General features: G+C 55.1%; 27 protein-coding genes. 15 read left to right on the top strand and 12 right to left on the bottom strand.

The features are described 5' to 3' along the window. Positions 1-13 precede the first annotated feature (13 nt). Together TGAM_RS02925 and TGAM_RS02920 are read right to left on the bottom strand one after the other, a co-directional pair. A complete protein-coding gene (locus TGAM_RS02925) occupies positions 14-1,024 on the bottom strand; it encodes a helix-turn-helix transcriptional regulator (RefSeq protein ID WP_015858193.1) in 1,011 nt (336 codons plus the stop codon). Between the two features lie 68 nt (positions 1,025-1,092). Continuing rightward, positions 1,093-2,106 carry a hypothetical protein gene (locus TGAM_RS02920; protein WP_148206249.1) on the bottom strand — a complete coding sequence of 338 codons (1,014 nt, stop codon included), beginning with the start codon at positions 2,104-2,106 and terminating at the stop codon, positions 1,093-1,095. A gap of 262 nt (positions 2,107-2,368) precedes the next feature. Here TGAM_RS02920 and TGAM_RS02915 point away from each other — a divergent pair, with 262 nt between their 5' ends. Continuing rightward, positions 2,369-2,707, top strand: a complete 339-nt coding sequence (locus tag TGAM_RS02915; RefSeq protein ID WP_048811060.1) for a DUF134 domain-containing protein — start codon at positions 2,369-2,371, stop codon at positions 2,705-2,707. Here TGAM_RS02915 and TGAM_RS02910 read toward each other — a convergent pair whose 3' ends face one another. The 4 genes from TGAM_RS02910 to TGAM_RS02895 all read right to left on the bottom strand — a co-directional run bounded on the left by TGAM_RS02910 (position 2,708) and on the right by TGAM_RS02895 (position 5,753). After that, positions 2,708-3,598, bottom strand: a complete 891-nt coding sequence (locus tag TGAM_RS02910; protein WP_015858190.1) for a nucleotide-binding protein — start codon at positions 3,596-3,598, stop codon at positions 2,708-2,710. Next, complete coding sequence (locus TGAM_RS02905) at positions 3,598-4,467, bottom strand: P-loop NTPase (RefSeq protein WP_015858189.1); 870 nt, start codon at positions 4,465-4,467, stop codon at positions 3,598-3,600. The genes TGAM_RS02910 and TGAM_RS02905 overlap by 1 nt, the downstream gene beginning before the upstream one ends. 61 nt (positions 4,468-4,528) lie before the next feature. After that, positions 4,529-5,482 carry a radical SAM protein gene (locus TGAM_RS02900; RefSeq protein ID WP_015858188.1) on the bottom strand — a complete coding sequence of 318 codons (954 nt, stop codon included), beginning with the start codon at positions 5,480-5,482 and terminating at the stop codon, positions 4,529-4,531. 55 nt (positions 5,483-5,537) lie between these two features. Further along, entirely contained in the window at positions 5,538-5,753 is a 216-nt protein-coding gene (locus TGAM_RS02895) for a hypothetical protein (protein ID WP_048811059.1), read from the bottom strand. A gap of 153 nt (positions 5,754-5,906) precedes the next feature. Here TGAM_RS02895 and TGAM_RS02890 point away from each other — a divergent pair, with 153 nt between their 5' ends. From TGAM_RS02890 to TGAM_RS02855, 8 genes are read left to right on the top strand one after another with little or no spacing between them, the layout of a single operon-like run. Continuing rightward, on the top strand, positions 5,907-6,611 hold the full coding sequence (locus TGAM_RS02890) for an HAD family hydrolase (RefSeq protein WP_048811058.1): 705 nt from the start codon (positions 5,907-5,909) through the stop codon (positions 6,609-6,611). A 46-nt stretch (positions 6,612-6,657) separates the two neighbouring features. Then, entirely contained in the window at positions 6,658-7,659 is a 1,002-nt protein-coding gene (locus tag TGAM_RS02885; RefSeq protein WP_015858185.1) for a 2-hydroxyacid dehydrogenase, read from the top strand. A 10-nt stretch (positions 7,660-7,669) separates the two neighbouring features. Further along, positions 7,670-8,128: a hypothetical protein gene (locus TGAM_RS02880; protein ID WP_015858184.1), complete on the top strand. Its 459-nt coding sequence runs from the start codon at positions 7,670-7,672 to the stop codon at positions 8,126-8,128. A 31-nt stretch (positions 8,129-8,159) separates the two neighbouring features. After that, positions 8,160-8,426, top strand: coding sequence for an AbrB/MazE/SpoVT family DNA-binding domain-containing protein (locus tag TGAM_RS02875; protein WP_015858183.1), 267 nt, complete (start codon positions 8,160-8,162; stop codon positions 8,424-8,426). Continuing rightward, entirely contained in the window at positions 8,401-8,832 is a 432-nt protein-coding gene (locus tag TGAM_RS02870; RefSeq protein ID WP_015858182.1) for a type II toxin-antitoxin system VapC family toxin, read from the top strand. Before TGAM_RS02875 ends, TGAM_RS02870 begins: the two co-directional genes overlap by 26 nt. Next, positions 8,832-9,596 carry a sulfite exporter TauE/SafE family protein gene (locus TGAM_RS02865; RefSeq protein WP_015858181.1) on the top strand — a complete coding sequence of 255 codons (765 nt, stop codon included), beginning with the start codon at positions 8,832-8,834 and terminating at the stop codon, positions 9,594-9,596. The genes TGAM_RS02870 and TGAM_RS02865 overlap by 1 nt, the downstream gene beginning before the upstream one ends. Before the next feature lie 31 nt (positions 9,597-9,627). Continuing rightward, positions 9,628-10,359: a sulfite exporter TauE/SafE family protein gene (locus TGAM_RS02860; protein WP_015858180.1), complete on the top strand. Its 732-nt coding sequence runs from the start codon at positions 9,628-9,630 to the stop codon at positions 10,357-10,359. A gap of 41 nt (positions 10,360-10,400) precedes the next feature. Further along, entirely contained in the window at positions 10,401-10,682 is a 282-nt protein-coding gene (locus TGAM_RS02855) for a hypothetical protein (RefSeq protein ID WP_048811056.1), read from the top strand. Here the strand turns inward: TGAM_RS02855 and TGAM_RS02850 are convergent. Both TGAM_RS02850 and TGAM_RS02845 read right to left on the bottom strand, forming a co-directional pair. Further along, the gene (locus tag TGAM_RS02850; protein WP_048811055.1) at positions 10,669-11,481 is read right to left on the bottom strand and encodes an MBL fold metallo-hydrolase; all 813 of its coding nucleotides are present in this window, start codon (positions 11,479-11,481) and stop codon (positions 10,669-10,671) included. The two genes, TGAM_RS02855 and TGAM_RS02850, sit on opposite strands and share 14 nt — an antisense overlap. 32 nt (positions 11,482-11,513) lie before the next feature. Beyond that, complete coding sequence (locus tag TGAM_RS02845) at positions 11,514-11,984, bottom strand: NifB/NifX family molybdenum-iron cluster-binding protein (protein ID WP_015858177.1); 471 nt, start codon at positions 11,982-11,984, stop codon at positions 11,514-11,516. A gap of 124 nt (positions 11,985-12,108) precedes the next feature. On the opposite strand from TGAM_RS02845, the gene sufC reads away from it, so the two are divergent. Continuing rightward, positions 12,109-12,849 (top strand): Fe-S cluster assembly ATPase SufC, encoded by a 741-nt coding sequence (sufC, locus tag TGAM_RS02840; protein ID WP_015858176.1) that lies wholly within the window; start codon positions 12,109-12,111, stop codon positions 12,847-12,849. Further along, positions 12,846-14,186: an SUF-like minimal system protein SmsB gene (locus tag TGAM_RS02835; RefSeq protein WP_015858175.1), complete on the top strand. Its 1,341-nt coding sequence runs from the start codon at positions 12,846-12,848 to the stop codon at positions 14,184-14,186. The genes sufC and TGAM_RS02835 overlap by 4 nt, the downstream gene beginning before the upstream one ends. Before the next feature lie 53 nt (positions 14,187-14,239). Here the strand turns inward: TGAM_RS02835 and TGAM_RS02830 are convergent, their stop codons facing one another. The 3 genes from TGAM_RS02830 to TGAM_RS02820 all read right to left on the bottom strand — a co-directional run bounded on the left by TGAM_RS02830 (position 14,240) and on the right by TGAM_RS02820 (position 15,370). Then, positions 14,240-14,428, bottom strand: a complete 189-nt coding sequence (locus tag TGAM_RS02830) for a hypothetical protein (RefSeq protein ID WP_015858174.1) — start codon at positions 14,426-14,428, stop codon at positions 14,240-14,242. A gap of 64 nt (positions 14,429-14,492) precedes the next feature. Then, positions 14,493-14,729 carry a hypothetical protein gene (locus TGAM_RS02825; protein WP_015858173.1) on the bottom strand — a complete coding sequence of 79 codons (237 nt, stop codon included), beginning with the start codon at positions 14,727-14,729 and terminating at the stop codon, positions 14,493-14,495. Positions 14,730-14,761: 32 nt separating this feature from the next. Then, positions 14,762-15,370 carry a NifB/NifX family molybdenum-iron cluster-binding protein gene (locus TGAM_RS02820; protein ID WP_015858172.1) on the bottom strand — a complete coding sequence of 203 codons (609 nt, stop codon included), beginning with the start codon at positions 15,368-15,370 and terminating at the stop codon, positions 14,762-14,764. 185 nt (positions 15,371-15,555) lie between these two features. Between TGAM_RS02820 and TGAM_RS02815 the strand changes: the two genes are divergently transcribed. From TGAM_RS02815 to TGAM_RS02800, 4 genes are read left to right on the top strand one after another with little or no spacing between them, the layout of a single operon-like run. Further along, positions 15,556-16,032 carry a ferritin family protein gene (locus TGAM_RS02815; protein WP_048811054.1) on the top strand — a complete coding sequence of 159 codons (477 nt, stop codon included), beginning with the start codon at positions 15,556-15,558 and terminating at the stop codon, positions 16,030-16,032. Between the two features lie 55 nt (positions 16,033-16,087). Then, positions 16,088-16,495, top strand: coding sequence for a NifB/NifX family molybdenum-iron cluster-binding protein (locus TGAM_RS02810; RefSeq protein ID WP_015858170.1), 408 nt, complete (start codon positions 16,088-16,090; stop codon positions 16,493-16,495). 3 nt (positions 16,496-16,498) lie between these two features. After that, entirely contained in the window at positions 16,499-16,885 is a 387-nt protein-coding gene (locus TGAM_RS02805; protein ID WP_015858169.1) for a methyltransferase family protein, read from the top strand. Continuing rightward, entirely contained in the window at positions 16,878-17,405 is a 528-nt protein-coding gene (locus TGAM_RS02800; RefSeq protein ID WP_015858168.1) for a DUF2250 domain-containing protein, read from the top strand. The genes TGAM_RS02805 and TGAM_RS02800 overlap by 8 nt, the downstream gene beginning before the upstream one ends. 2 nt (positions 17,406-17,407) lie before the next feature. On the opposite strand, the gene TGAM_RS02795 is transcribed toward TGAM_RS02800, so the two are convergent. Continuing rightward, positions 17,408-18,148 carry a Rossmann-like domain-containing protein gene (locus TGAM_RS02795; protein WP_015858167.1) on the bottom strand — a complete coding sequence of 247 codons (741 nt, stop codon included), beginning with the start codon at positions 18,146-18,148 and terminating at the stop codon, positions 17,408-17,410. Between the last annotated feature and the right edge of the window lie 84 nt (positions 18,149-18,232).

The following is an 18,232-nucleotide window of genomic DNA, read 5'->3' as shown; positions in this document are numbered from 1 at the left end:
GGCTTAAAAGCATTCACTCGAGTACGAGCTCGACCCAGTTCTCCCTGCCCAGCTTGTAAACCCTGACCAGTCCCTTCTCCTCGAGCCTCCTGAACATCCTCCAGGCCGTCGTCTTGGGTAGCCCAAGGGCTTCTCTAACCTTGGACTGAGGGGCCTTGCCGCCGTTCTCAAGCAGGAAGATCAGCGCACCCCTCTCATCGTCGTTGAGATCGTTCATGGCCTCTATCTTCTTCCTGAACTGTTCGAGGGATTCCCGAGTAGGAGCGCTCTGAGTTCGAGTGTTTTTGTTTTTGAGGTAAACGTACCCAACACCCACCCCAACGAGCACAAGGATCAGCACCAACCACCAGAATCCCCCAATACCTGAGCTCCCCGACGAACCTCCCCCACCGGGGGTGGAGGAAGTTGTTGAGGTCGTGGTCGTTGGGGCAGTGGTTGTGCTGGTTGTTGAGGACGTAGAACCTGCACCGCCACCGGGTGAGGTGGTAGTTGTAGTTGTTGCGGTTGATGTAGTGGTAGTTGAAGTGGTGGTCTCCATGGGTATTATGTATGAGACGCTCACGTTTCCGGCGGGCATCACTACTGTGTTACCCCTGATCTCAAGGGGGATGTCGCTCAGATCCACGATGACTGAATTCTGAGGGAGGACTATCTCGACGGGGACGGGGCTCTGAAGGGAAACGGTCCATATCGGGCCATCCTTGGATGTCAGGTCCGGGGTGTAGTACGAGAGCCTCACGAGGCTCGCGTTCCCGAAGTAAACCGTGACGTTGCTTCCGTTCACCTCAGCCGGAAGGATGTTCCCGTCCTGATCAACCGCCAGCAGGCCCTCCACGTGGCTTCCGAGCAGGGGGATATCGAGGACGACACTGTAGTTCACTGTCGATACCGTCTCATTCACGAGAACGTAGCCGTCCTCATAGACTTTGAGGGACAGGGAGACCAGCGATTGAGCCCCGACCGGGGCGGTGAGGGAAACTGCCAGCATGAAAGTCAGGACGATTAACACCGTTTTTAGCCTCATTTCACATCCCCTAAGGGTTCAAAGTTTTAGACCTCTAAAAAAGTATCGAAAAAGGAACCAAGAGATCATCAAGGTCTGTGGCCCCAGTGACCCTTCCCCTTACCGGGATGACCGTGTGGTCCCCCTATTGCCCAGTACACCCTTTTATCCTTGTGTATCCACCTGAGGTGGATTGCGCCGATGACAAGCCTTGGCGTGGCCTTCTTTATGAGCTGGAGCGCCTCAAAGTACCTGCCCTCGCTTATGAGCTGATCGAGCTGGATTCTCAGCTGGTTGAGCTCCTGGGTGATGTTCTCAATGGCGGTCTCGTTGACCCCCGGGATCATCTTCATTCTCTCCAGGGCCCTTGTCATGATTTCGAGTTTTATTTCGAAGGCCTTTGCGATCTTGTCTGCTTTTCTGATCGCGAACTGCATCTGGAGGTTTCTGAGCTCCATATCCAGCTTCATCCTGAGCTCTCTAGCCTTTTCAAGGTCAACGCTTAGGGCGGTGGTGTTGTTGATTCTTATGTCCTGGAGAACCTTTATGTACGCCAAGCGGGTCTTGTTGTAAAGCTCGCTGACGCTGGAAACGTTCAGTCCCTTCATCTCCGCGACCCTTATGAGAATGCCCACGTGCTTGAGGTACTCCTGTATCCTCTTTGCCTCCATACCCGCTCTTCTTATCTCCATAATGAACTCCGGCTCGGTGCCGAGCCTTATGCTCCTGATGACATCCTTGTAGGCCTTCATCGCCAGTATTGCAGTGTGGAGGGACTCCCAGTACCTTCCCTCACTGTAAAGGGCCTTGGCTTCGTCCGTTAGGTTAAGGGCCCTTTCGTACAGCCCCAGGATCTCCGCGCTGATGTTACCTGTCTCGTTGATCAGCGATGAAGTGTAGTTCTGAAGTCGTTCGAGGTTCCTGAGCATTACCTCCGCGGCCACCTTGGTAGCGTTCGTACTCCGGTTTGTCTGGTTGGTGGCCACGTAGCCCGTACTGTCGCTACCGTTCCCCGAACTCCCCGCGGTTACTGTGTAGGCTGGAACTAGCGAGAGTACCATCAGGATGATAACGAACCCAACTTTCAGCTTCCTTCCCATCATACTCCATCACCTGTTTGTACTGAGTGGAAGCTTGTATATGAGGGATGCGGTGGGAAGTGGAGAAAGAAAACGTTTCAAACCGTTCCATTCGGTGGAAAAGCACAAAATGTCGTTTCAGCTGCCTTAAGGGCATGTGCTATACCCCAATTGCCCCAACTGAAGAATTTCCACATCCTGACCACATCCTGAGAGAAAGCGTTTCAAGGCTATGGATAAAGTTCATAAAGGCGGAAGAGAATGAAGGTAAAAGGCGGTGACCGAGATGCCTGGAGGAATGGGATGGGGCAGGGGACGAGGAAGGAGAAGAAAGATGAGGATGATCGGCTTCATTCCCCAGGTCAAGCACTTCTATCCTGCACTTCCGCCGATGGTCCCACCAAAGCCACCCATATTCATGAGTTACGAGGAGTTCGAAGCTTTGAGGCTCGTGGATTACGAGGGATTGACCCAGGAGGAGGCCGGGAAAAGGATGGGGGTCTCAAGGGGCACGGTCTGGAGGGCCCTGAACTCGGCAAGGAAAAAGGTTGCCCAGATGATCGTTGAGGGAAGGGAGCTTGTAATACTCCCCCAGGGAAACGAGGCGCCAAAAATGGAGGAGTGATCAGCCGAGGATCTCCTCAGCGATAACATCTGCGATCTCCTTGAGCGCTTTGCTCGCAGGACTCTCCGGAAAGACCTCGACGACGGGCTTGAGCATTGCCATACTCTTGGGGATGGCCCTGTCGTACGGAACCTCACCTATGACCGGAATCCCCTCGGCCTCGGCCCATTCCCCAAGCTTTGTAAAGCCAGGGTTCAGGTCGGCCTTGTTGATTATCAGATAGGCCGGCTCCCTGAAGTGCTGGACGACCTTGTAGGCGCGCTGAACGTCGCTCAGCGATGCCGGTGTTGGCTCTGCTATGAGTATCGCAACATCCGCTCCACCGAGGCTTGCTATGACCTGACAGCCAATTCCGGCAGCAGAATCCACGATCATGTGCTCCAAGTTAAGCTCGTCCATCAGCTTTTTCGCCCACTCCTTTTCCTCGGTGACGAGTTTACCGCTCTCAGGCTTGCCAACGTCGAGCTGGGCCGAGATTATAGGAAAGCCGTACTTGGTTGTAGCCCTCCGGATGACGCCGGAGCGAACCTGTTCAAGGGTTATCGTGCCCGGAACCGGGCAGACGAGACCGCAAACGTTGCAACCCTCGCAGGTTAGCTCGTTGACGACGTAGTTACCTTCATCGTCCATGTAGATGCACTCGTAGGGGCACCTCTCATAGCAGATCCCGCAGCGGACGCAGCTCTCGGGGTTTATGCGGGCCACTTTAGCCCCAAAGTGCTCCCTCTCCTCCTCCCACTCCTCAACTCCAAGGAGTAAACCAAGGTTCGGCGCTTCGGCATCCGCATCAACCGCTATGAGCTTATACCTGTCCTTCAGGAGATAGAGGAGTGAGGCCGTTATCGTGCTCTTTCCAACACCGCCCTTACCGCTCGCAATCGCGACCTGCATCACTCATCACCCCCGAGGAAGTTGGCAACCTTTTCAGCCAGCTCGCGGAAGATTTCCGCCTCCGGGACTTCCTCCAGGACAATGGGTCTTCCCGAGACGTAGCTTTTCACGATGCTCTCACTGTAGGGGATTTCAGCGACTATCTCCGCGCCGTACCTCCCCGCTATTTCCCTGACCCGTCCAACATCTCCGAGGTCTGCCCTGTTGACCACGACCCACGTCTTGAGGTTCATCAGCCTTCCGAGCTGGAGGATGAGCTCGGTGTCGTGAATTCCGAGCGGAGTCGGTTCGGTAACCGCGATTAGGAGCTCTGAACCTTCAATTGCCTTTGAGACTGTGTTGCCCGTCCCAGCGGCGGTATCAACCATCATGAGCTCGTAGTCAAGGTTTCTCGCGCGCCTTTTGGCCTCGACGACGAGGGGCATCGAGCGCTCCTCTCCTTCCCTGAGCTTTCCAGTGACGAGGGTAAAGCCGTAGTGTGTTTCTGTTACGTAGGTATGGCCGATCAACCTTGAACCCTCGAGGATGGCCCCTGGAACTGGGCAGACTATCTCGCAGGCCCGGCAGCCGGAACAGAGCGTTGGCATCAGGAACGGTGTTCCGTCCTTCAGTGTTATGATCGCGTGCTCCTCGCAGACTTCGGCGCACTTCCTGCACTTGGTGCACTTCGAGTAGTCGAAGCGGGGCATGAACTGGTTGACCGGTTCCTCGTTGGCCAGGTCAACACCCAAAAGCAGGTGGTCGTTTGGTGCCTCCACGTCCAGGTCCGCTAAAACCAGCTTGAACCGCTTTGCGAGCTCAACCGCGAGGTTGATCGCAACGGTCGACTTTCCGGTGCCTCCCTTACCCCCACTAACCGCTATCTGCAAGCTCTCACCTCCAGAATTAGGGTAACCGAATTATTTTTAAGGTTTGTGCATAAGCACAGCCTCAGCGAAACTCCCGGCTCCTCAGCCTCCGCATGTAGAACCTTCTGCCGTTGTACTCAAGCTCTATGAGCTTTCCCTCGTCGAGGAGTTTCTCAACGACGTCCCAATCGGCGTTCGCCTTCCTGAGGAGCTCCCTGAGCGCGTCCTCCCTCATGGGATGAACTGAGGTTATGCTCAGTATGTCATCCTCCACGTTTCCCGTGAAAGCGAAGGCGTTCCCCTCGTAGCCGATGAGGTACTCAACCCTGTCCTCACCCAGGGCCTCTGCGAAGAGCTGGAAAGCCATGTTTATGGTCTCCTCCCTTGCCGGCCGGACCCAGGGCTCAGCGGGTGGCCTCGTTGGAACCGCTATGTAAGCAACATCGGGATCAAGCCGGGATAGGAACTCGGCGATCCTCTCGAGCTCTCCCTCGTAGTTTACACCATCGATGAGCATCGTCTCCGTTACGAGCCTGCCATCAAACGACTCCCGGAACTCCAGCATTCCTTCCAGGATCGCATCGAGTTTGAGTGCCTTGTGGGGCCTGTCTACCTTCCTCCAAAGAGGCTCGCTGACCGCATCGAGTTTGAGTGAGACAAAATCAAAGGCAAGGAGATCGTTCCTGACATCCTCGCGCCAGATAAGGGACGAGTTAGTCAGTATTGCCAGGGGCACACCCAGATCGCGGAGGAGTTCGACTTCTAGGCCGAGGTTTGAATCAAGGGTTGGTTCTCCATCCGGAACGAAGGTTATATAGTCTATCCTCTCCCCCCTCTCCCGGGCCTCCTCAACCTTTTCCCCGACCTCTTCAAGGATCAGAGCGGGATCATAGAATGGCCGCCTCTCTATCTCCATCCTGAGGGTTCTACCGATCTGGCAGTACACACACGCGTAGCTACAAACTTTATCGGGGATGTTGTTCACGCCGAGGCTTTTACCCAGCCTTCTCGAGGGAACCGGACCGAATGCTATCATGCCACCACCGCATTAGGTTGCCCTAAAAACGTATAAACCTTGCGAAATCACAAAATTAGAGAGAGGTGGCGGAAGCTATAACCGGGAGGAGCTTGTAGGTGTTGCCGTTGATGAGGGATCTCAGGAACCTCTCAAAGCTCTCCATCTCCGCCTCGTCCTCAAATTCAACCTTTGCTATGAAGTCGTACTCACCGTAGAGCCAGCTCCCCTCGACGGGGATCTTCTTCAACACCTCGTCCCGGACTCCCCAGACGAGGAGTATTGCCTCCATGTTACCACCGGTGCACTGGAAGGCGATGGTCAATAAAACGTTTTCTAAAGATTTTCCGTCTTTGTGCCAAATCCCCGATAAAATTTCGACCCAAAACCGGCGCGATGACGGAAGGGCTTTAAGGGACGGAACGTAGGCCGATCGGTGAAGGACATGAAGGCCGTCTTCTTTGACTTCGTGGGCACCCTAATAACAAAGAGGGGAGAAAACAGAACCCACCTGAACATCATCAGGGAGGTTCTGAGAAGGAGTGGACGGGAAGACCTGGATCCGGTGGCGATCTGGGAGGAGTACGAGAAAGAAAGCTCGGCCCTCTTCAAAGGGCTAGCCGGTAAACCCTACGTGAAAATAAGGGACGTTGACACCGAGGCCCTCAGGCGCGTTGCGGAGAGGCACGGCTTCACAGTACCGGAGGACTTCTGGGAGATCAGCCTCAAGATGCACGCTAGGTACGGCGAGCTCTTTCCGGACGCTGTTGAGACGATAAAAGCCCTCAAGGGACTCGGACTGCACGTTGGAATCGTAACTGACTCGGACAACGACTACATAGAGCACCACCTGGGAGCCCTCGGCATCTACGAGCTCTTCGACAGCATAACGACGAGCGAGGAGGCAGGCTTTTACAAGCCCCATCCAAGGCCGTTTCAGCTCGCCCTCGAAAAAGCTGGGGTTAAACCGGAGGAAGCGCTCTATATTGGGGATAACCCAGCAAAAGACTGTGTTGGAGCCAAAAACGTGGGGATGCTCAGTGCTCTCCTAGATCCAAGCGGCGAGAGGAGGGAGTTATGGGAAAACTGTGACTTCGTTATTTCCAGTTTAAAGGACGTCATAGAGATCGTTAAAGGACTCAAAGGCTGACCAAAACTATTTTTAGCTTTTCGATAAAGATCTTAAAGGTGATAGCATGAGACCCAAGGTGGCCGTCCTCTTCAAGATGAAGAGCAAACCCCTTGAGGAACTCAAGAAATGGGCGGACGTTGACGTAATCCTCTATCCGAGCGTTGAGGAGCTTAAAAAGGTCATCGGAAAGTACGACGGGCTGATAGTTTCCCCGCTCAACCCCGTTCCAGGTGAAGTCCTCGAGAGGGCCGGGAGGCTGAAGGTCATAAGCTGTCATTCAGCGGGCTACGACCACGTTGACGTCGAGACCGCAACGAGAAAGGGAATCTACGTCACCAAAGTGGCCGGTGTTCTCAGCGAGGCAGTGGCAGAGTTCGCCGTTGGCCTAACCATAGCACTTCTCCGTAAGATAGCTTACGCCGACAGGTTCATTCGCTCTGGAAAGTGGGACTCCCACAGGACGGTCTGGAGCGGTTTCAAGGGCATCGAGACGGTTTACGGCAAAACCGTTGGAATCCTCGGCATGGGGGCAATAGGAAAGGCCATAGCGAGGAGAATGAAGGCCATGGGAACTGAAATCCTCTACTGGTCGCGCTCGCGGAAGCCCGATATCGAGGAGGAAGTTGGCGCGAGGTACCTTCCCCTTGACGACGTGCTGAAGGAGAGCGACATTGTAGTCCTCGCCCTCCCAGCGACGAAGGAAACCTACCACATCATCAACGAGGAGAGGCTGAAGCTCCTTGAGGGTAAGTACCTGGTGAACATCGGGCGCGGAACGCTGGTGGACGAGAAGGCCCTTGTTAAAGCCCTCAAAGAGAGAAGGCTGAAGGGCTACGCGACCGACGTCTTCGAGAACGAACCCGTTCGGGAGCACGAGCTTTTCGACTACGAGTGGGAGACTGTCCTAACACCCCACTACGCGGGCCTCTCGAAGGAAGCGATGAAGGACATGGGCTTTCAGGCGGTTAGAAACCTCTTAGCAGTTCTGCGCGGTGAAGTTCCGGAGACGCTCGTTAACCGTGAAGTCCTGAAGGTTCGTCCGCCCGAGGAAGTAAAGATGCTCTGAGGTGGTTTAAATGGATTGGAGGAAAAGGCTGAAGGGCCTTCTCGAACCGTACGGCGAAATTACTGAAACCGATAAGGGGTTAATCTTTGAGTTCGGCGACGATGAGGGAGACTTCTCCGACAGGCTCGCCTTCATCATTGAGAAACCTGAGGAGTGGCCGCTGGTGGAAGTTGCGGTAAAGGCGATAGCGGATTTAACCGACCACGACGTCCCTGGGAGGAACGTCTTTGCCTTCGGCTTCGAGCCCGACTTTGGGGGAACGCTCCTCAGGCTTCGACTCTTCGAAGGAAAGCCTGGAGAGGGACCGGTAATCGGGGATGTTCCCGAGAAAGTCGTTAAGATAGCGGAGCGCAACGGCATCAAATACCAGCGCGTGGACGGGGAGGGAATCGGCCTTCCGAAGGACTTCACGGAGGAGGACCTTGAGGCCCTGGTAAAGCTCGTGGAGGCCGTTGCCTTTGAATGGTAAGGCTTTAAAACACCGATGACCAAGAGTAGGAATGGTGGGAAAAGTGGGAATAACAAAGGTGGACTCCAAGGGCAGGGTCGTAATCCCAAAGGACGTTCGGAGGAGGCTCAACATCAAGCCCGGTGAAGAGTTCCTCGTCACCGAGATAGACGGCGATACGATAGTCCTGAGGCGCTTCAACGTCAAGAAGATGCTCGAAAAGCTCGTCAGGAACTCAAGAGAAGTAAATTTGGAGGAGCTTGAGGCTGAAACCGAGGAAGAGGGGAACAGAGTTGCGAAGGAACTCTACAGACTATAAATTCCTGCTCGACACAAATGTCTTCATAGCGGCAGTTAAACGGGGTTGGACTGACACGACCGAGCTTTTACTCCATTTTTTAACCAGAAAACGCTACGTTTTGGTGGCAAACGACGTCTTGATGGCTGAATACCGAAAATACGCCGAAAAGCTCAACGCGCTGGACTTCTATGACGTCATCAGCAGACAGGTCACGATTGTGAATCCCAGCAGAGAAGATGTGCTTCGCGTTCTCCCGTATTTTCCCGAAACCCAACTCGCGGATGCCGTCCACGCGGCAATGTGTCTGAAAAGCGGGGCAATTCTCGTTACCAATGACAGGCACTTTGAGAAGGTTTCCCGTGCGGGTATTATTGAAGTATGGAGCATAAGCGACGCCATACGACGCATTTTGAGGGATGGTTAATGCTGAAGTACCTCTCCTACTTCGCGGTCGGGGTCTTCATCGGAATCCTCGCGGCACTGTTCGGCCTCGGAGGGGGCTTCCTGGTAGTGCCGACGCTCAACCTGCTCGGCGTCGAGATGCACCACGCGGTCGGAACTTCGAGCGCAGCTGTGGTTTTCACTTCGCTCAGCTCGACAATAGCCTATTCACGACAGAAGAGGATACACTACAGGGTCGGACTTCTGCTGGCCTCGACGGCTGTTATAGGCGCTTACATAGGGGCATGGCTTACATCCTTCATCAGCGCCTCACAACTAAAGGTCATCTTCGGCCTCGCGCTGGTCGTGGTCGCGATAAGAATATACAGGAAGAAGACGGCGGAGCCCCAAGAGGTCAGGCTTGAGGATGTTAGGGTGAACTACTGGCTCGTCCCCATAGGAGGCTTCTTCGCGGGAATCGCGAGCGGTCTGCTCGGCGTGGGAGGAGGAATCATCAACGTGCCGTTCCTGACTTACCTAGGCTTACCAATACACTACGCCGTTGCCACATCAAGCTTTGCGATTGTTTTCACTGCTTTAGCAGGAGCGCTCAAGCACTACGCGATGGGCAACGTGGAAACGCAGTGGCTCGTCCTCCTCGTTCCTGGCCTTATAATCGGGGCCCAGCTCGGGGCGGGGATAGCAAGGAGGACGAAGGCTTCATCCCTGAAAAAGGCCTTCGCCATTGTGATGTTTCTCCTGGCCCTAAGAATGATTCTGAAGGGCCTCGGCTTTGGAATCCCGTGAGGTTTTTAAGAGACCCCCTCAACCTTTTCCCATGCTCCAGTACCTGCTCGACTTCATCGTCGGCCTCAGCATTGGATTTATAGCGGGTCTCCTCGGTGTCGGCGGTGGCTTCCTGATAGTGCCGACCCTCGTTCTCCTCGGCGAGCCGATACATCTCGCCATCGGCACGAGTTTAACATGCATAGTCCTCAGCTCGCTCTCCGCCTCGCTGACCCACATTCGAAGGGGTGCGGTCCTTTACCGCGTCGTTCTCCTGAAGGAGGTCTTTTCCGCCCCATTCGCTGTTCTTGGTGCTTACCTCTCATCCAGACTCCCTGAGAGGGGGCTCAGGCTGGTCTTCGCGTTCCTTCTCCTTTACCTCGCCTACACAATGGCCAGGAAGAAATGCAGACCTCACGACGAAGAGGGCGCGGTTCACTACTCCCGCGTTCCCCTTGTTGGCATCCTCTCGGGCCTCGTGAGCGGGCTTTTGGGCATAAGTGGCGGCGTTCTCAACGTTCCGCTCTTCCACACCTTCGTGGGCATACCTATGAGGTACGCCGTTGGAACCTCGAGCTTTGCGCTCTTTTTCACGGCCCTAGCGGGAGCAATTGAGCACTACCGCCTCGGACAGGTTGATTTACACATGGCCTTCCTCCTCGCCCCGGGGCTCATAATCGGGGGCAGGCTCGGTGCCTTAACGGCCCACAGAGTTCACCCCAAAACCCTCAGGAGGGCCTTTGCGGGAGTTCTAATCCTGGTCGCGCTCAGGATGCTCCTGTGAAGGTTTATTAACTCTCATCCAAAGCTCAATCGGTGGAGACTATGGAGGAACTCGTGGAAAAAGTTCGCGAGAAGTTCGACCTTGAGGTTAAAGATATGGCCGACGCCTGGAGGCTCGTTGAGTGGCTTGAGGAAAAGGAGTGGGTCGTCTACATCATAACGGCCAAGGACAGAAAGCAGGTCGATGCGTGGCACCCTCGCTACGGAACGCTCTTCGCCCAGTTCGGGGAGGTTCCGAACTTTGGAAGCATTTTAGAGGGTATTTTGACAGTTGCACTATTAGCCAAAGAGCTTGAGGAAAAAGGGTTCGCTAAAGCTCGATGACCTTGCCAACGTGAAGCCCTTCGACGTTGCCGAGGGTTGACGAGAGGAATGCAAACTCCTCTATTCCAGTACAGTGGCCGGCGTAAAGTCTTTCAACGCCCAGTTCACTCAGCCCCCTGGCCGCATCATTTAGGAGAGCTTTTCCTGCTCCCCTGAGGTGGAACCCGCCGATGAGGGCCCTTATCGGCTTTCCCGTGAGCCTCACGGCGTGCTCTGCTATGTTGATTATTCCGCTGTGGCCGCAGCCGGTGATGACCGCTATGCCATCGCCTAGATCGACGATGAGTGCAGTGTCATCAAGAACCGGGTCGGGAACGGCTTTACCGTCCAGAACGAGGTAACCAACGGCCCTATCCCAGGTTTTTCTTTCGATCTCGCCGGAACTGATAAATCCCGGTAAAAACTCAACAGGTTTCGGGGAGAGGTGGAACTTTGCCCCAAGTTCCTCAAGCTCCTCCTTTTTGAAGGGTATCCCTATCTCCCGCCTGTACGGCTTCAGCGCTATCCTCCTCGCGAAGATTCCCGGGTGGGCGTGGATGTCAATGCCCTTCTCCCTGCCTTCGAGGAATGCCCGTAGACCACCCGTGTGGTCGTAGTGGCCGTGAGTTAGGAAGACCGCGTCGATTTCCTCCGGAGAAAAGCCTAGCTCTGCCATATTCCCCAGCAGGACCTTTCCGTCCGTGCCCGTATCAACAAGAACTTTGCTCCCATTGTGCTCGACTATGGCAGAAAAGCCGTGATAACCTATCAAACCCTTTCTATACCCTGCGTGGTTCTCGAAGAGGATCGTGAGTTTCATCTCAATCACCGATAAAGAAAATACTGGGGAGCTCACCATTCTCCCCTTCCACCGCCCATTCCCATCCCTCTTCCGCGACCCATACCACGACCCATGCCTCTACCCATTCCTCTTCCCATTCCACGTCCTCTTCCTCCGCCCATGCCACCTTCCGGGCCGAAGACAGCTGGCCCCAGCTCCCCGCGGAGGAGCGCCTCAACGGCCTCTCTCACCGTCATGGTTGGCGGTGCTGAGTGCATCCGTATCCCCGCCGCTTGGAGAACTTGGCTCGAGTTGGGCCCGAACTGACCGGATATAACGACGTCGGCCCCCTGATCTATGCAGAACTGGGCCGCCGTGACGCCTGCCCCCCTTGGCTGGCTGTAGCCTGGATTCGGGACAACCTGGACGTTCACTATCTCCCCGTTCTCCACATCGACTATCGTGAAGGTTGGAGTCCTACCAAAGGCCGGGTTTACCCTATCGTCCAGGCCTCCGTTCACTGTTGAGACTATTATCCTCATCAACACCACCTCCACTTGAATTAGGAGAGCCTAAGTTAAAAGGCTTGTGCATATGCTCACTACCCAAACCTGTTCCAAAATGCTTAAAAAAGGTCCCATAAACGCTACCCATGGAGGTGAGCTAATGCTCAAAGTTGAGAACCTTCACGTGAACGTTGAGAACAAGGAGATACTCAGGGGCGTTGACCTGGAGATTAACCCCGGCGAGTTCCACGTCGTAATGGGGCCCAACGGGAGCGGGAAATCAACCCTCGCCCTTACCATAGCGGGCCATCCGAAGTACGAGGTAAGAAACGGGAGGATTCTCTTTGAGGGAGAGGACATCACCGAGCTCGGTCCGGACGAGAGGGCCAAGCGCGGAATCCTTCTGGCCTTTCAGGTTCCGCCTGAGGTGGAGGGCGTTAAGATCATCGAGTTCCTCCAGCAGGTTTTGGTCGAGCTGAAAGGCCTCGATCCGGTGGAGGCCTACGACCTGATAGTCGAGAAGGCGAAGGAGCTGTGGTTCAAGGAAGAGGACCTGCACCGCTACGTCAACGTTGGCTTCTCCGGCGGCGAGAGGAAGAGGCTTGAGCTCCTTCAGGCGGTTCTCATCGAGCCAAAGCTCCTGATTCTTGACGAGCCCGACAGCGGTGTTGATGTGGACTCGCTCAGCGTAATCAGCAGGAAGATAGAAGAGCTCCACAGGAAGGGGACTGCAATACTCCTCATCACCCATTACGGCAGAATTCTCGAGCACATAGACAGGGACAGGATTACCGTCCACGTCATGAAGGACGGCAGGATTGTGAGAACCGGCGGAGGGGAGCTGGTCGACAGGATAGACAGGGAAGGCTTCGCCGGGGTCTTCGAGGAGGTGGGAGCATGACGGAAACGATAACCATGAGCGATGCAAAGGCTATAATCGAGAACCAGATTGAGGAGCTCGCGAGGAGGAACAGGGAACCGGAGTGGATGACGAGGATAAGGTACAAAGCGTTAGAAGCGTTCGAGAGGGCTCCACTGAACGACCCTGTCATAAGCGAGGAGAGGCTCCTCCAGTTCATAGCCAAGCCCGAGATTGAGGGCCTGCCCGAGAACATCGAGAGCCTCGACGACCTGCCGCCGGAGATGAAAGCTTTGCTCGACAGGCTTGGTATTTCCGAGGTCGAGCAGAAGTACATCGCTGGTTTAGCTGTTCAGACCGACACCGGAGTCATCTACAACCAGTTCCTCCAGGAGTGGGCCAAGAAGGGCCTGATAGTCCTCCCAACTGAGGAGGCTGTGAGAAAGTATCCCGACCTCGTCAAGGAGCACTTCCTCAAGCTCTTCCGCGTTGACGAGAGCAAGCTTACAGCATACCATACGGCTGTGTGGAACGGTGGAATCTTCCTGTACGTCAAAGAGGGCCTCAAGGTTCCGTTCCCGCTCCACCTGTTCTTCCTGATACAGGAGAGTGCATTGGCTCAGGCACCGCACATCATCATAATCGCCGAGAAGAACACGGAGTTTCACCTCATAGAGGGCTGTACCGCTCCAATTCTCGTCAAGCACTCTCTCCACCTCGACATGACCGAGGCGTACTTCCACGAGGGGGCGAAGGGCCAGCTGACCGTCCTGCAGAACTGGCCGGAGTACGTCCACACGAGGCCCATGACGAGGGCAAAGGTTGGGAAGGGGGCGCGCTTCATCAACACCACCGTCGGCCTCGGAACAGGGAAGAGCAACGTCGCAAATCCGAAGTACTGGGTCGAGGAGAACGGTTACATTGAGCTGAACGGCATTCTCCTCGGCCAGAAGGACTGGTTTGTTGATTTAGGCGGTGAGATGTACCTCCAGGGCAAAGGCGCTGGGGGAATAAACGCGAGCAAGGCCGTCATAATGGACGAGAGCACCGTGATAACCCGCGGAATCATAAGGGCAGAAGCGCCGAAGACGAAGGGTCACATAAGCTGTGACGCCCTGCTCCTCAGCGACAAGGCCACGATGGAGACCTACCCCGGGCTGGTCAGCAAGGTTGACGACGCCGAGCTGAGCCACGAGGCCGCTATCGGCAAGATACGCGAGGAAGAGCTGTTCTACCTGATGAGCAGAGGCCTTGACGAGGAAAAAGCGACACAGCTCATAGTCAAGGGCTTCCTCGAACCGATGCTCAAGGACATCCCGATGGAGTTCCTCGTCGAGATAAGGAAGATAATAGAGCTTGCTGTAAGCGGGGGCATGTGAAGAACGGCACCCCCTTTTTTCATCATGCAAGAACGAACGAAGGCGTAGAAACCTCACAGGTAGTTTCTCAAAGTGAATATCACGAACCCGAGGACGAGCAGTCCGAGTATAACGATTACCACTGTTTCCAGGGTTGAATACTGCCTGAGTTCCTCTCCCTCGTGCAAAAACTTGCTCTGCTTTTCTTCGGCAAGCATTTCGGACCTCTTAACAGTTATCTGGTCGGGAAACGGTCCGCGCATAGGATCACCAATTCTTATTCCTTGCTCAATAGTACTTTAATGTTTCGCCTGGACAAAGAAAAGATCACCAGGGGCCAAAGAAACCCCTGCCCGGTCTCAGTGCACTCCAGATAAGCCACAGTATTACGAGGGCCACGACGTAGCCAGAGGCCACGAGGAAGAGCTTAAAGAGAATGTAAAGCATCAGTATGAGGATAATTAGGTCTAACAACCCGTAGAGACCCCGGAACGGGAAAAACCGGTAGCCGGGGTAAGGCCCACCAAAGTGCCTGCCGTATCCCCTCCCCATTCCTCTCGGCATCTTTCACCCTCCAGAAAGGTAAAATGAAGGAATCACCACCAGCCGTAGAGCCAGCGAAGGGTTCTCCTGCTGGGCCGGCCAGTCCAGGGGCAGTAGCCAAGCCTTGCGCCCCAGCCTCTTCCACCTCTGCCCCATCCACGGCCCCAGCCGCGTCCTCTTCCCCAGCCTCTTCCCCAACCGGGGCCAAAGCCGTAGGCGGGGTAAGCCGGGTATGCTGGCGTTGCTGGATATGCAGGGGCGGCGGGGGTTACTGGAGTTGCCGGTGCAGCGGGATACGGCCCATAGGCCGGCGCCGGAGCGGTGGTGCTCGGGGCGCTTCCGCTGGTCACGGCCTTAACGGCCTCCTCAACTGGAGTGCCTGGAGCAACCTGGTAGAGCTTTATTCCAGCAGCCTGAATGGCGCCGAGTGCATTCGGTCCGACCTGCGGGGCCACTATTGCCTCAACGCCCTCGTTGATTAGGGTCTGAACCGCGAGCGGTCCAGCTCCTCCGGCCGCGTTTGCCGCTGGGTTCTGAATGACCCTGACGTTCTTGACTTCATCTCCTTCAACGTCGATGATCGCGAAGGCCGGGGCCCTGGCAAAGACTGGCGCAACCGTGTCCTCGAGCCCCCCACCATTGGTCGGTATCGCGATCCTCATCACAACCACCCCCTTCCTTTCTATTCTGTGCATATGCACACACATTTAAAAGCTTTTCGATGTGGCTTATGAAAGCCCCCATGCCAGATCCCAGGAACAGCCTGGAAAGCCAACTCGATTCGTCACCTGCATAAGCACGCAAAAAGTTTATATAACTTTTCGTTATTAAATTGTTGGTGGTGGTTATGAAGGCTCTGGAGAGGATAGAGATCCGGAAGGCCGAGGTTTACAGGGCGTTGCTCCCGCTCGTCCCGAAGGACTTCAAGGACGACCTCAAACTGCTAGCGAACCACGCGGAGAGGAACGCAAAGCTGCTCAGGGAAGTGGACGTGTCGCCCAACACCAGGGGGATGAAGGAAGTTGAAGTTGCACTGGGATTCCTTGAGAAAGCCCTCACAGACCCGGAAGCGACAGTCGAGGACTACTACCGCTACGCCATCGACGCGGAGAAAGCGACGGCAAAGCTTTACTCGGAGCTGAGCATGAAGGCCAAATCCGAGAAGACGAGAAGGCTCTTCCGCTGGCTGGCCGAGATAAGCAGGGAGCACGCTGAAATCCTGAGGAGACACCTTGAGATGTGGGAGTTCATACAGGAGAGCGTTGAAGATGATGAGATTCCGGAGGATTTGATCGAGCAGTGGTTCGAGGACATAGACCTGTGATTAGGCTTCCCTAAATCTTTTTAAAGGGCCCATCGAGCTTTCACCGGTGGTGCTCATGAGGTGCCTTAAGGTTGCCTTCGGAATGGAAGACGATGAACACTTGATAGACGCACACTACGGCGATTCCGAGTTCTTCGCAATCTACGATGTCTGTGAGGACGGGAGCGTAAGGCTCATCGAGAAGAGGCCAAACAGGGCTAAGGACTTCGAGGAAGAGGACGAAGGACACGGCGACCCGAGGAAGTTCAAAGCTGTGGTGGGCCAGCTCCTCGACGTCGATGTCCTAGCTGCCTTCAGAATGGGACCGAACTTCCTGCGCATAAGGGACAAAACCAACAAGGTTGCATTTTTCACGAGGACTAGAGATTTAAAGCTCGCCCTGCAAAGGGTTCTTGAGAACTTCGACGAGCTCTGGGAGCAGGTTCAGACGAAAAAGGCTGAGAAACCCCCAATCGAGGAGTGAGTCATGCGCTTCTGGGGCATAGAGCCGAGGGTGGCGCTTTTCGCTTTTCTCTACGCGCTCCTCGCCTTTTACCTGAACTTCGCCCTCGGGCTCCAAGCCCTGAGATTGCCGAGGATGGGAGCGATTCTCGTTATTGCTGGAGTCGCACTGTGGTTCATCTGCTACCTTCAGGTCTCGAGGGCCTACAGAGAAGGCAAACTACTGACAAAAGGCTGTTATTCCCGCGTCAGGCACCCGATATACTCAATCTGGGGCCTCCTGATAATCCCCGGCTTCTCTCTCGTTATCGGAGGCTTCATGCTCGGCCTGCCAGCGATTTACTGGTTCGCAGTAGTGAGGTTTATAGGCGATGAGGAGAAGGCCCTTGAGGAGCGGTTCGGCGATGAGTAGAGGGAATACGCGGGGAGAACGCCCCGGTTCCTACCGAGGCTTTGAACTCCTGCCGGTTCACCTCTACGTTTTAGCCCACCTGAAAAAGGCGGGCGTTGACTACGCCAAGATGATGTCTAAGATGAGCGGTTTGCCCCTTGAGCTCATCGAGGACTCAATAAACGACCTCCTCGAGCTCGGCTTGATTGAACGCGATTCTGGGAGCGCGATAAAGAGAAGCAGGGCGCGCTTCAAGAAGGCCTTCGAGGTTCACAAGCACCACACCTACTACCGCCTTTCCCGCGAGGGCGAGCTCTTCGTCCGCTCGATTGATGAGAGGTGGCTTAAGAGGTACTTCAACGCCCTCCTTCCCAACGGCTGGAAGGTCGTTAATGCCCTCGCAGAAAGCAGGGATGTGAAAGGGGTTACTAGAATAGTCAAAATCAAAGATGATACCCTCGAAGAGCTCAAAATCCTGCGCTTCGTGACGGAAAGGGGTAGAAAAACGGAGTTCTTCAGGAGGCTGTGGGAGTTTCTTTGAAGTCACCCTACCTCAACCACGTATTTCCGGTTCCCCTTCTCAAAGCCTTTGAATGAGCCGAGCTTGAGGCCGAGAATTGCCTTTTTGATATCGACCACTTTCATCGAGGCAAGGTGAGTAACACCCGTTCCCCTCAAGAACTCGGGCAGAAGCTGTCCCGTCGGCCCCGTTAGAACAAATATCTTTGCCCTCTTGGCCCTCTCAAGGAGCATGTCTATAGTCCCGTTAACGAGACAGCTCGCGCTCGCTATGACCGCGTCCATCTCGGGAAGGAGGTGGTACTCAAGAACGTCGCTGAGCGTTTCCCTGTCCCACAGCTTGGGGTTTCTCTCGAAAACGTAGAGTTCGTAGCCTTTTTCCCTCAGTTCCCTCACCAGAGGGGGCATATTGCCTATTAAAGCGACTTTTCCGGCGTTTTCAGGGATTAAGTCCAGAACATCAACCCACTCCGCACCGCTGAGGTCCATGTGGTACTGGGAAACCGCGTTTATCGCCGCGAGCCCGAGGGTGCGCTCGATGACGTTGAGGCTGTCGACCCTCTCGATGAACTCCTCTACCGAAGGCTCGCCTATCGAGTTCGTGTAACGCTGGATCTCCTCGGGAAGAGTCATCGCGACACCTAAAGCCCTGCCCTCTCCTCCTTCCACGAGAACCCACGTGTACGGCAGTGCAAAGCCGAAATCCACCAGTTCCAGTCCCGAGGAGAGAGTCAAGGCCCGGCGTTTTATAACCTTCAATAGCATCGGATCACCTGAGAGACTAGGCTCCGAGGGTTAATAAAGATCCTCCCCCAGGTTAAACCTCGGTACGCATCCCGAACATCCCCG

Source organism: Thermococcus gammatolerans EJ3 (assembly GCF_000022365.1).
GTDB lineage: Archaea > Methanobacteriota_B > Thermococci > Thermococcales > Thermococcaceae > Thermococcus > Thermococcus gammatolerans.
Note: the sequence above shows the minus strand (reverse complement) of the source record. Positions and strands in the feature narration are given on the sequence as shown.

What these genes read in the sequence shown, in the direction of transcription:
- TGAM_RS02925 (WP_015858193.1), bottom strand. Translation starts at nt 1,024, where the DNA reads ATGAGGCTAAAAACGGTGTTAATCGTCCTGACTTTCATGCTGGCAGTT.
- TGAM_RS02920 (WP_148206249.1), bottom strand. Translation starts at nt 2,106, where the DNA reads ATGATGGGAAGGAAGCTGAAAGTTGGGTTCGTTATCATCCTGATGGTA.
- TGAM_RS02915 (WP_048811060.1), top strand. Translation starts at nt 2,369, where the DNA reads ATGCCTGGAGGAATGGGATGGGGCAGGGGACGAGGAAGGAGAAGAAAG.
- TGAM_RS02910 (WP_015858190.1), bottom strand. Translation starts at nt 3,598, where the DNA reads ATGCAGGTCGCGATTGCGAGCGGTAAGGGCGGTGTTGGAAAGAGCACG.
- TGAM_RS02900 (WP_015858188.1), bottom strand. Translation starts at nt 5,482, where the DNA reads ATGATAGCATTCGGTCCGGTTCCCTCGAGAAGGCTGGGTAAAAGCCTC.
- TGAM_RS02895 (WP_048811059.1), bottom strand. Translation starts at nt 5,753, where the DNA reads ATGGAGGCAATACTCCTCGTCTGGGGAGTCCGGGACGAGGTGTTGAAG.
- TGAM_RS02890 (WP_048811058.1), top strand. Translation starts at nt 5,907, where the DNA reads ATGAAGGCCGTCTTCTTTGACTTCGTGGGCACCCTAATAACAAAGAGG.
- TGAM_RS02885 (WP_015858185.1), top strand. Translation starts at nt 6,658, where the DNA reads ATGAGACCCAAGGTGGCCGTCCTCTTCAAGATGAAGAGCAAACCCCTT.
- TGAM_RS02880 (WP_015858184.1), top strand. Translation starts at nt 7,670, where the DNA reads ATGGATTGGAGGAAAAGGCTGAAGGGCCTTCTCGAACCGTACGGCGAA.
- TGAM_RS02875 (WP_015858183.1), top strand. Translation starts at nt 8,160, where the DNA reads ATGGTGGGAAAAGTGGGAATAACAAAGGTGGACTCCAAGGGCAGGGTC.
- TGAM_RS02865 (WP_015858181.1), top strand. Translation starts at nt 8,832, where the DNA reads ATGCTGAAGTACCTCTCCTACTTCGCGGTCGGGGTCTTCATCGGAATC.
- TGAM_RS02860 (WP_015858180.1), top strand. Translation starts at nt 9,628, where the DNA reads ATGCTCCAGTACCTGCTCGACTTCATCGTCGGCCTCAGCATTGGATTT.
- TGAM_RS02855 (WP_048811056.1), top strand. Translation starts at nt 10,401, where the DNA reads ATGGAGGAACTCGTGGAAAAAGTTCGCGAGAAGTTCGACCTTGAGGTT.
- TGAM_RS02850 (WP_048811055.1), bottom strand. Translation starts at nt 11,481, where the DNA reads ATGAAACTCACGATCCTCTTCGAGAACCACGCAGGGTATAGAAAGGGT.
- TGAM_RS02845 (WP_015858177.1), bottom strand. Translation starts at nt 11,984, where the DNA reads ATGAGGATAATAGTCTCAACAGTGAACGGAGGCCTGGACGATAGGGTA.
- sufC (WP_015858176.1), top strand. Translation starts at nt 12,109, where the DNA reads ATGCTCAAAGTTGAGAACCTTCACGTGAACGTTGAGAACAAGGAGATA.
- TGAM_RS02835 (WP_015858175.1), top strand. Translation starts at nt 12,846, where the DNA reads ATGACGGAAACGATAACCATGAGCGATGCAAAGGCTATAATCGAGAAC.
- TGAM_RS02830 (WP_015858174.1), bottom strand. Translation starts at nt 14,428, where the DNA reads ATGCGCGGACCGTTTCCCGACCAGATAACTGTTAAGAGGTCCGAAATG.
- TGAM_RS02825 (WP_015858173.1), bottom strand. Translation starts at nt 14,729, where the DNA reads ATGCCGAGAGGAATGGGGAGGGGATACGGCAGGCACTTTGGTGGGCCT.
- TGAM_RS02820 (WP_015858172.1), bottom strand. Translation starts at nt 15,370, where the DNA reads ATGAGGATCGCGATACCGACCAATGGTGGGGGGCTCGAGGACACGGTT.
- TGAM_RS02815 (WP_048811054.1), top strand. Translation starts at nt 15,556, where the DNA reads ATGAAGGCTCTGGAGAGGATAGAGATCCGGAAGGCCGAGGTTTACAGG.
- TGAM_RS02810 (WP_015858170.1), top strand. Translation starts at nt 16,088, where the DNA reads ATGAGGTGCCTTAAGGTTGCCTTCGGAATGGAAGACGATGAACACTTG.
- TGAM_RS02805 (WP_015858169.1), top strand. Translation starts at nt 16,499, where the DNA reads ATGCGCTTCTGGGGCATAGAGCCGAGGGTGGCGCTTTTCGCTTTTCTC.
- TGAM_RS02800 (WP_015858168.1), top strand. Translation starts at nt 16,878, where the DNA reads ATGAGTAGAGGGAATACGCGGGGAGAACGCCCCGGTTCCTACCGAGGC.
- TGAM_RS02795 (WP_015858167.1), bottom strand. Translation starts at nt 18,148, where the DNA reads ATGCTATTGAAGGTTATAAAACGCCGGGCCTTGACTCTCTCCTCGGGA.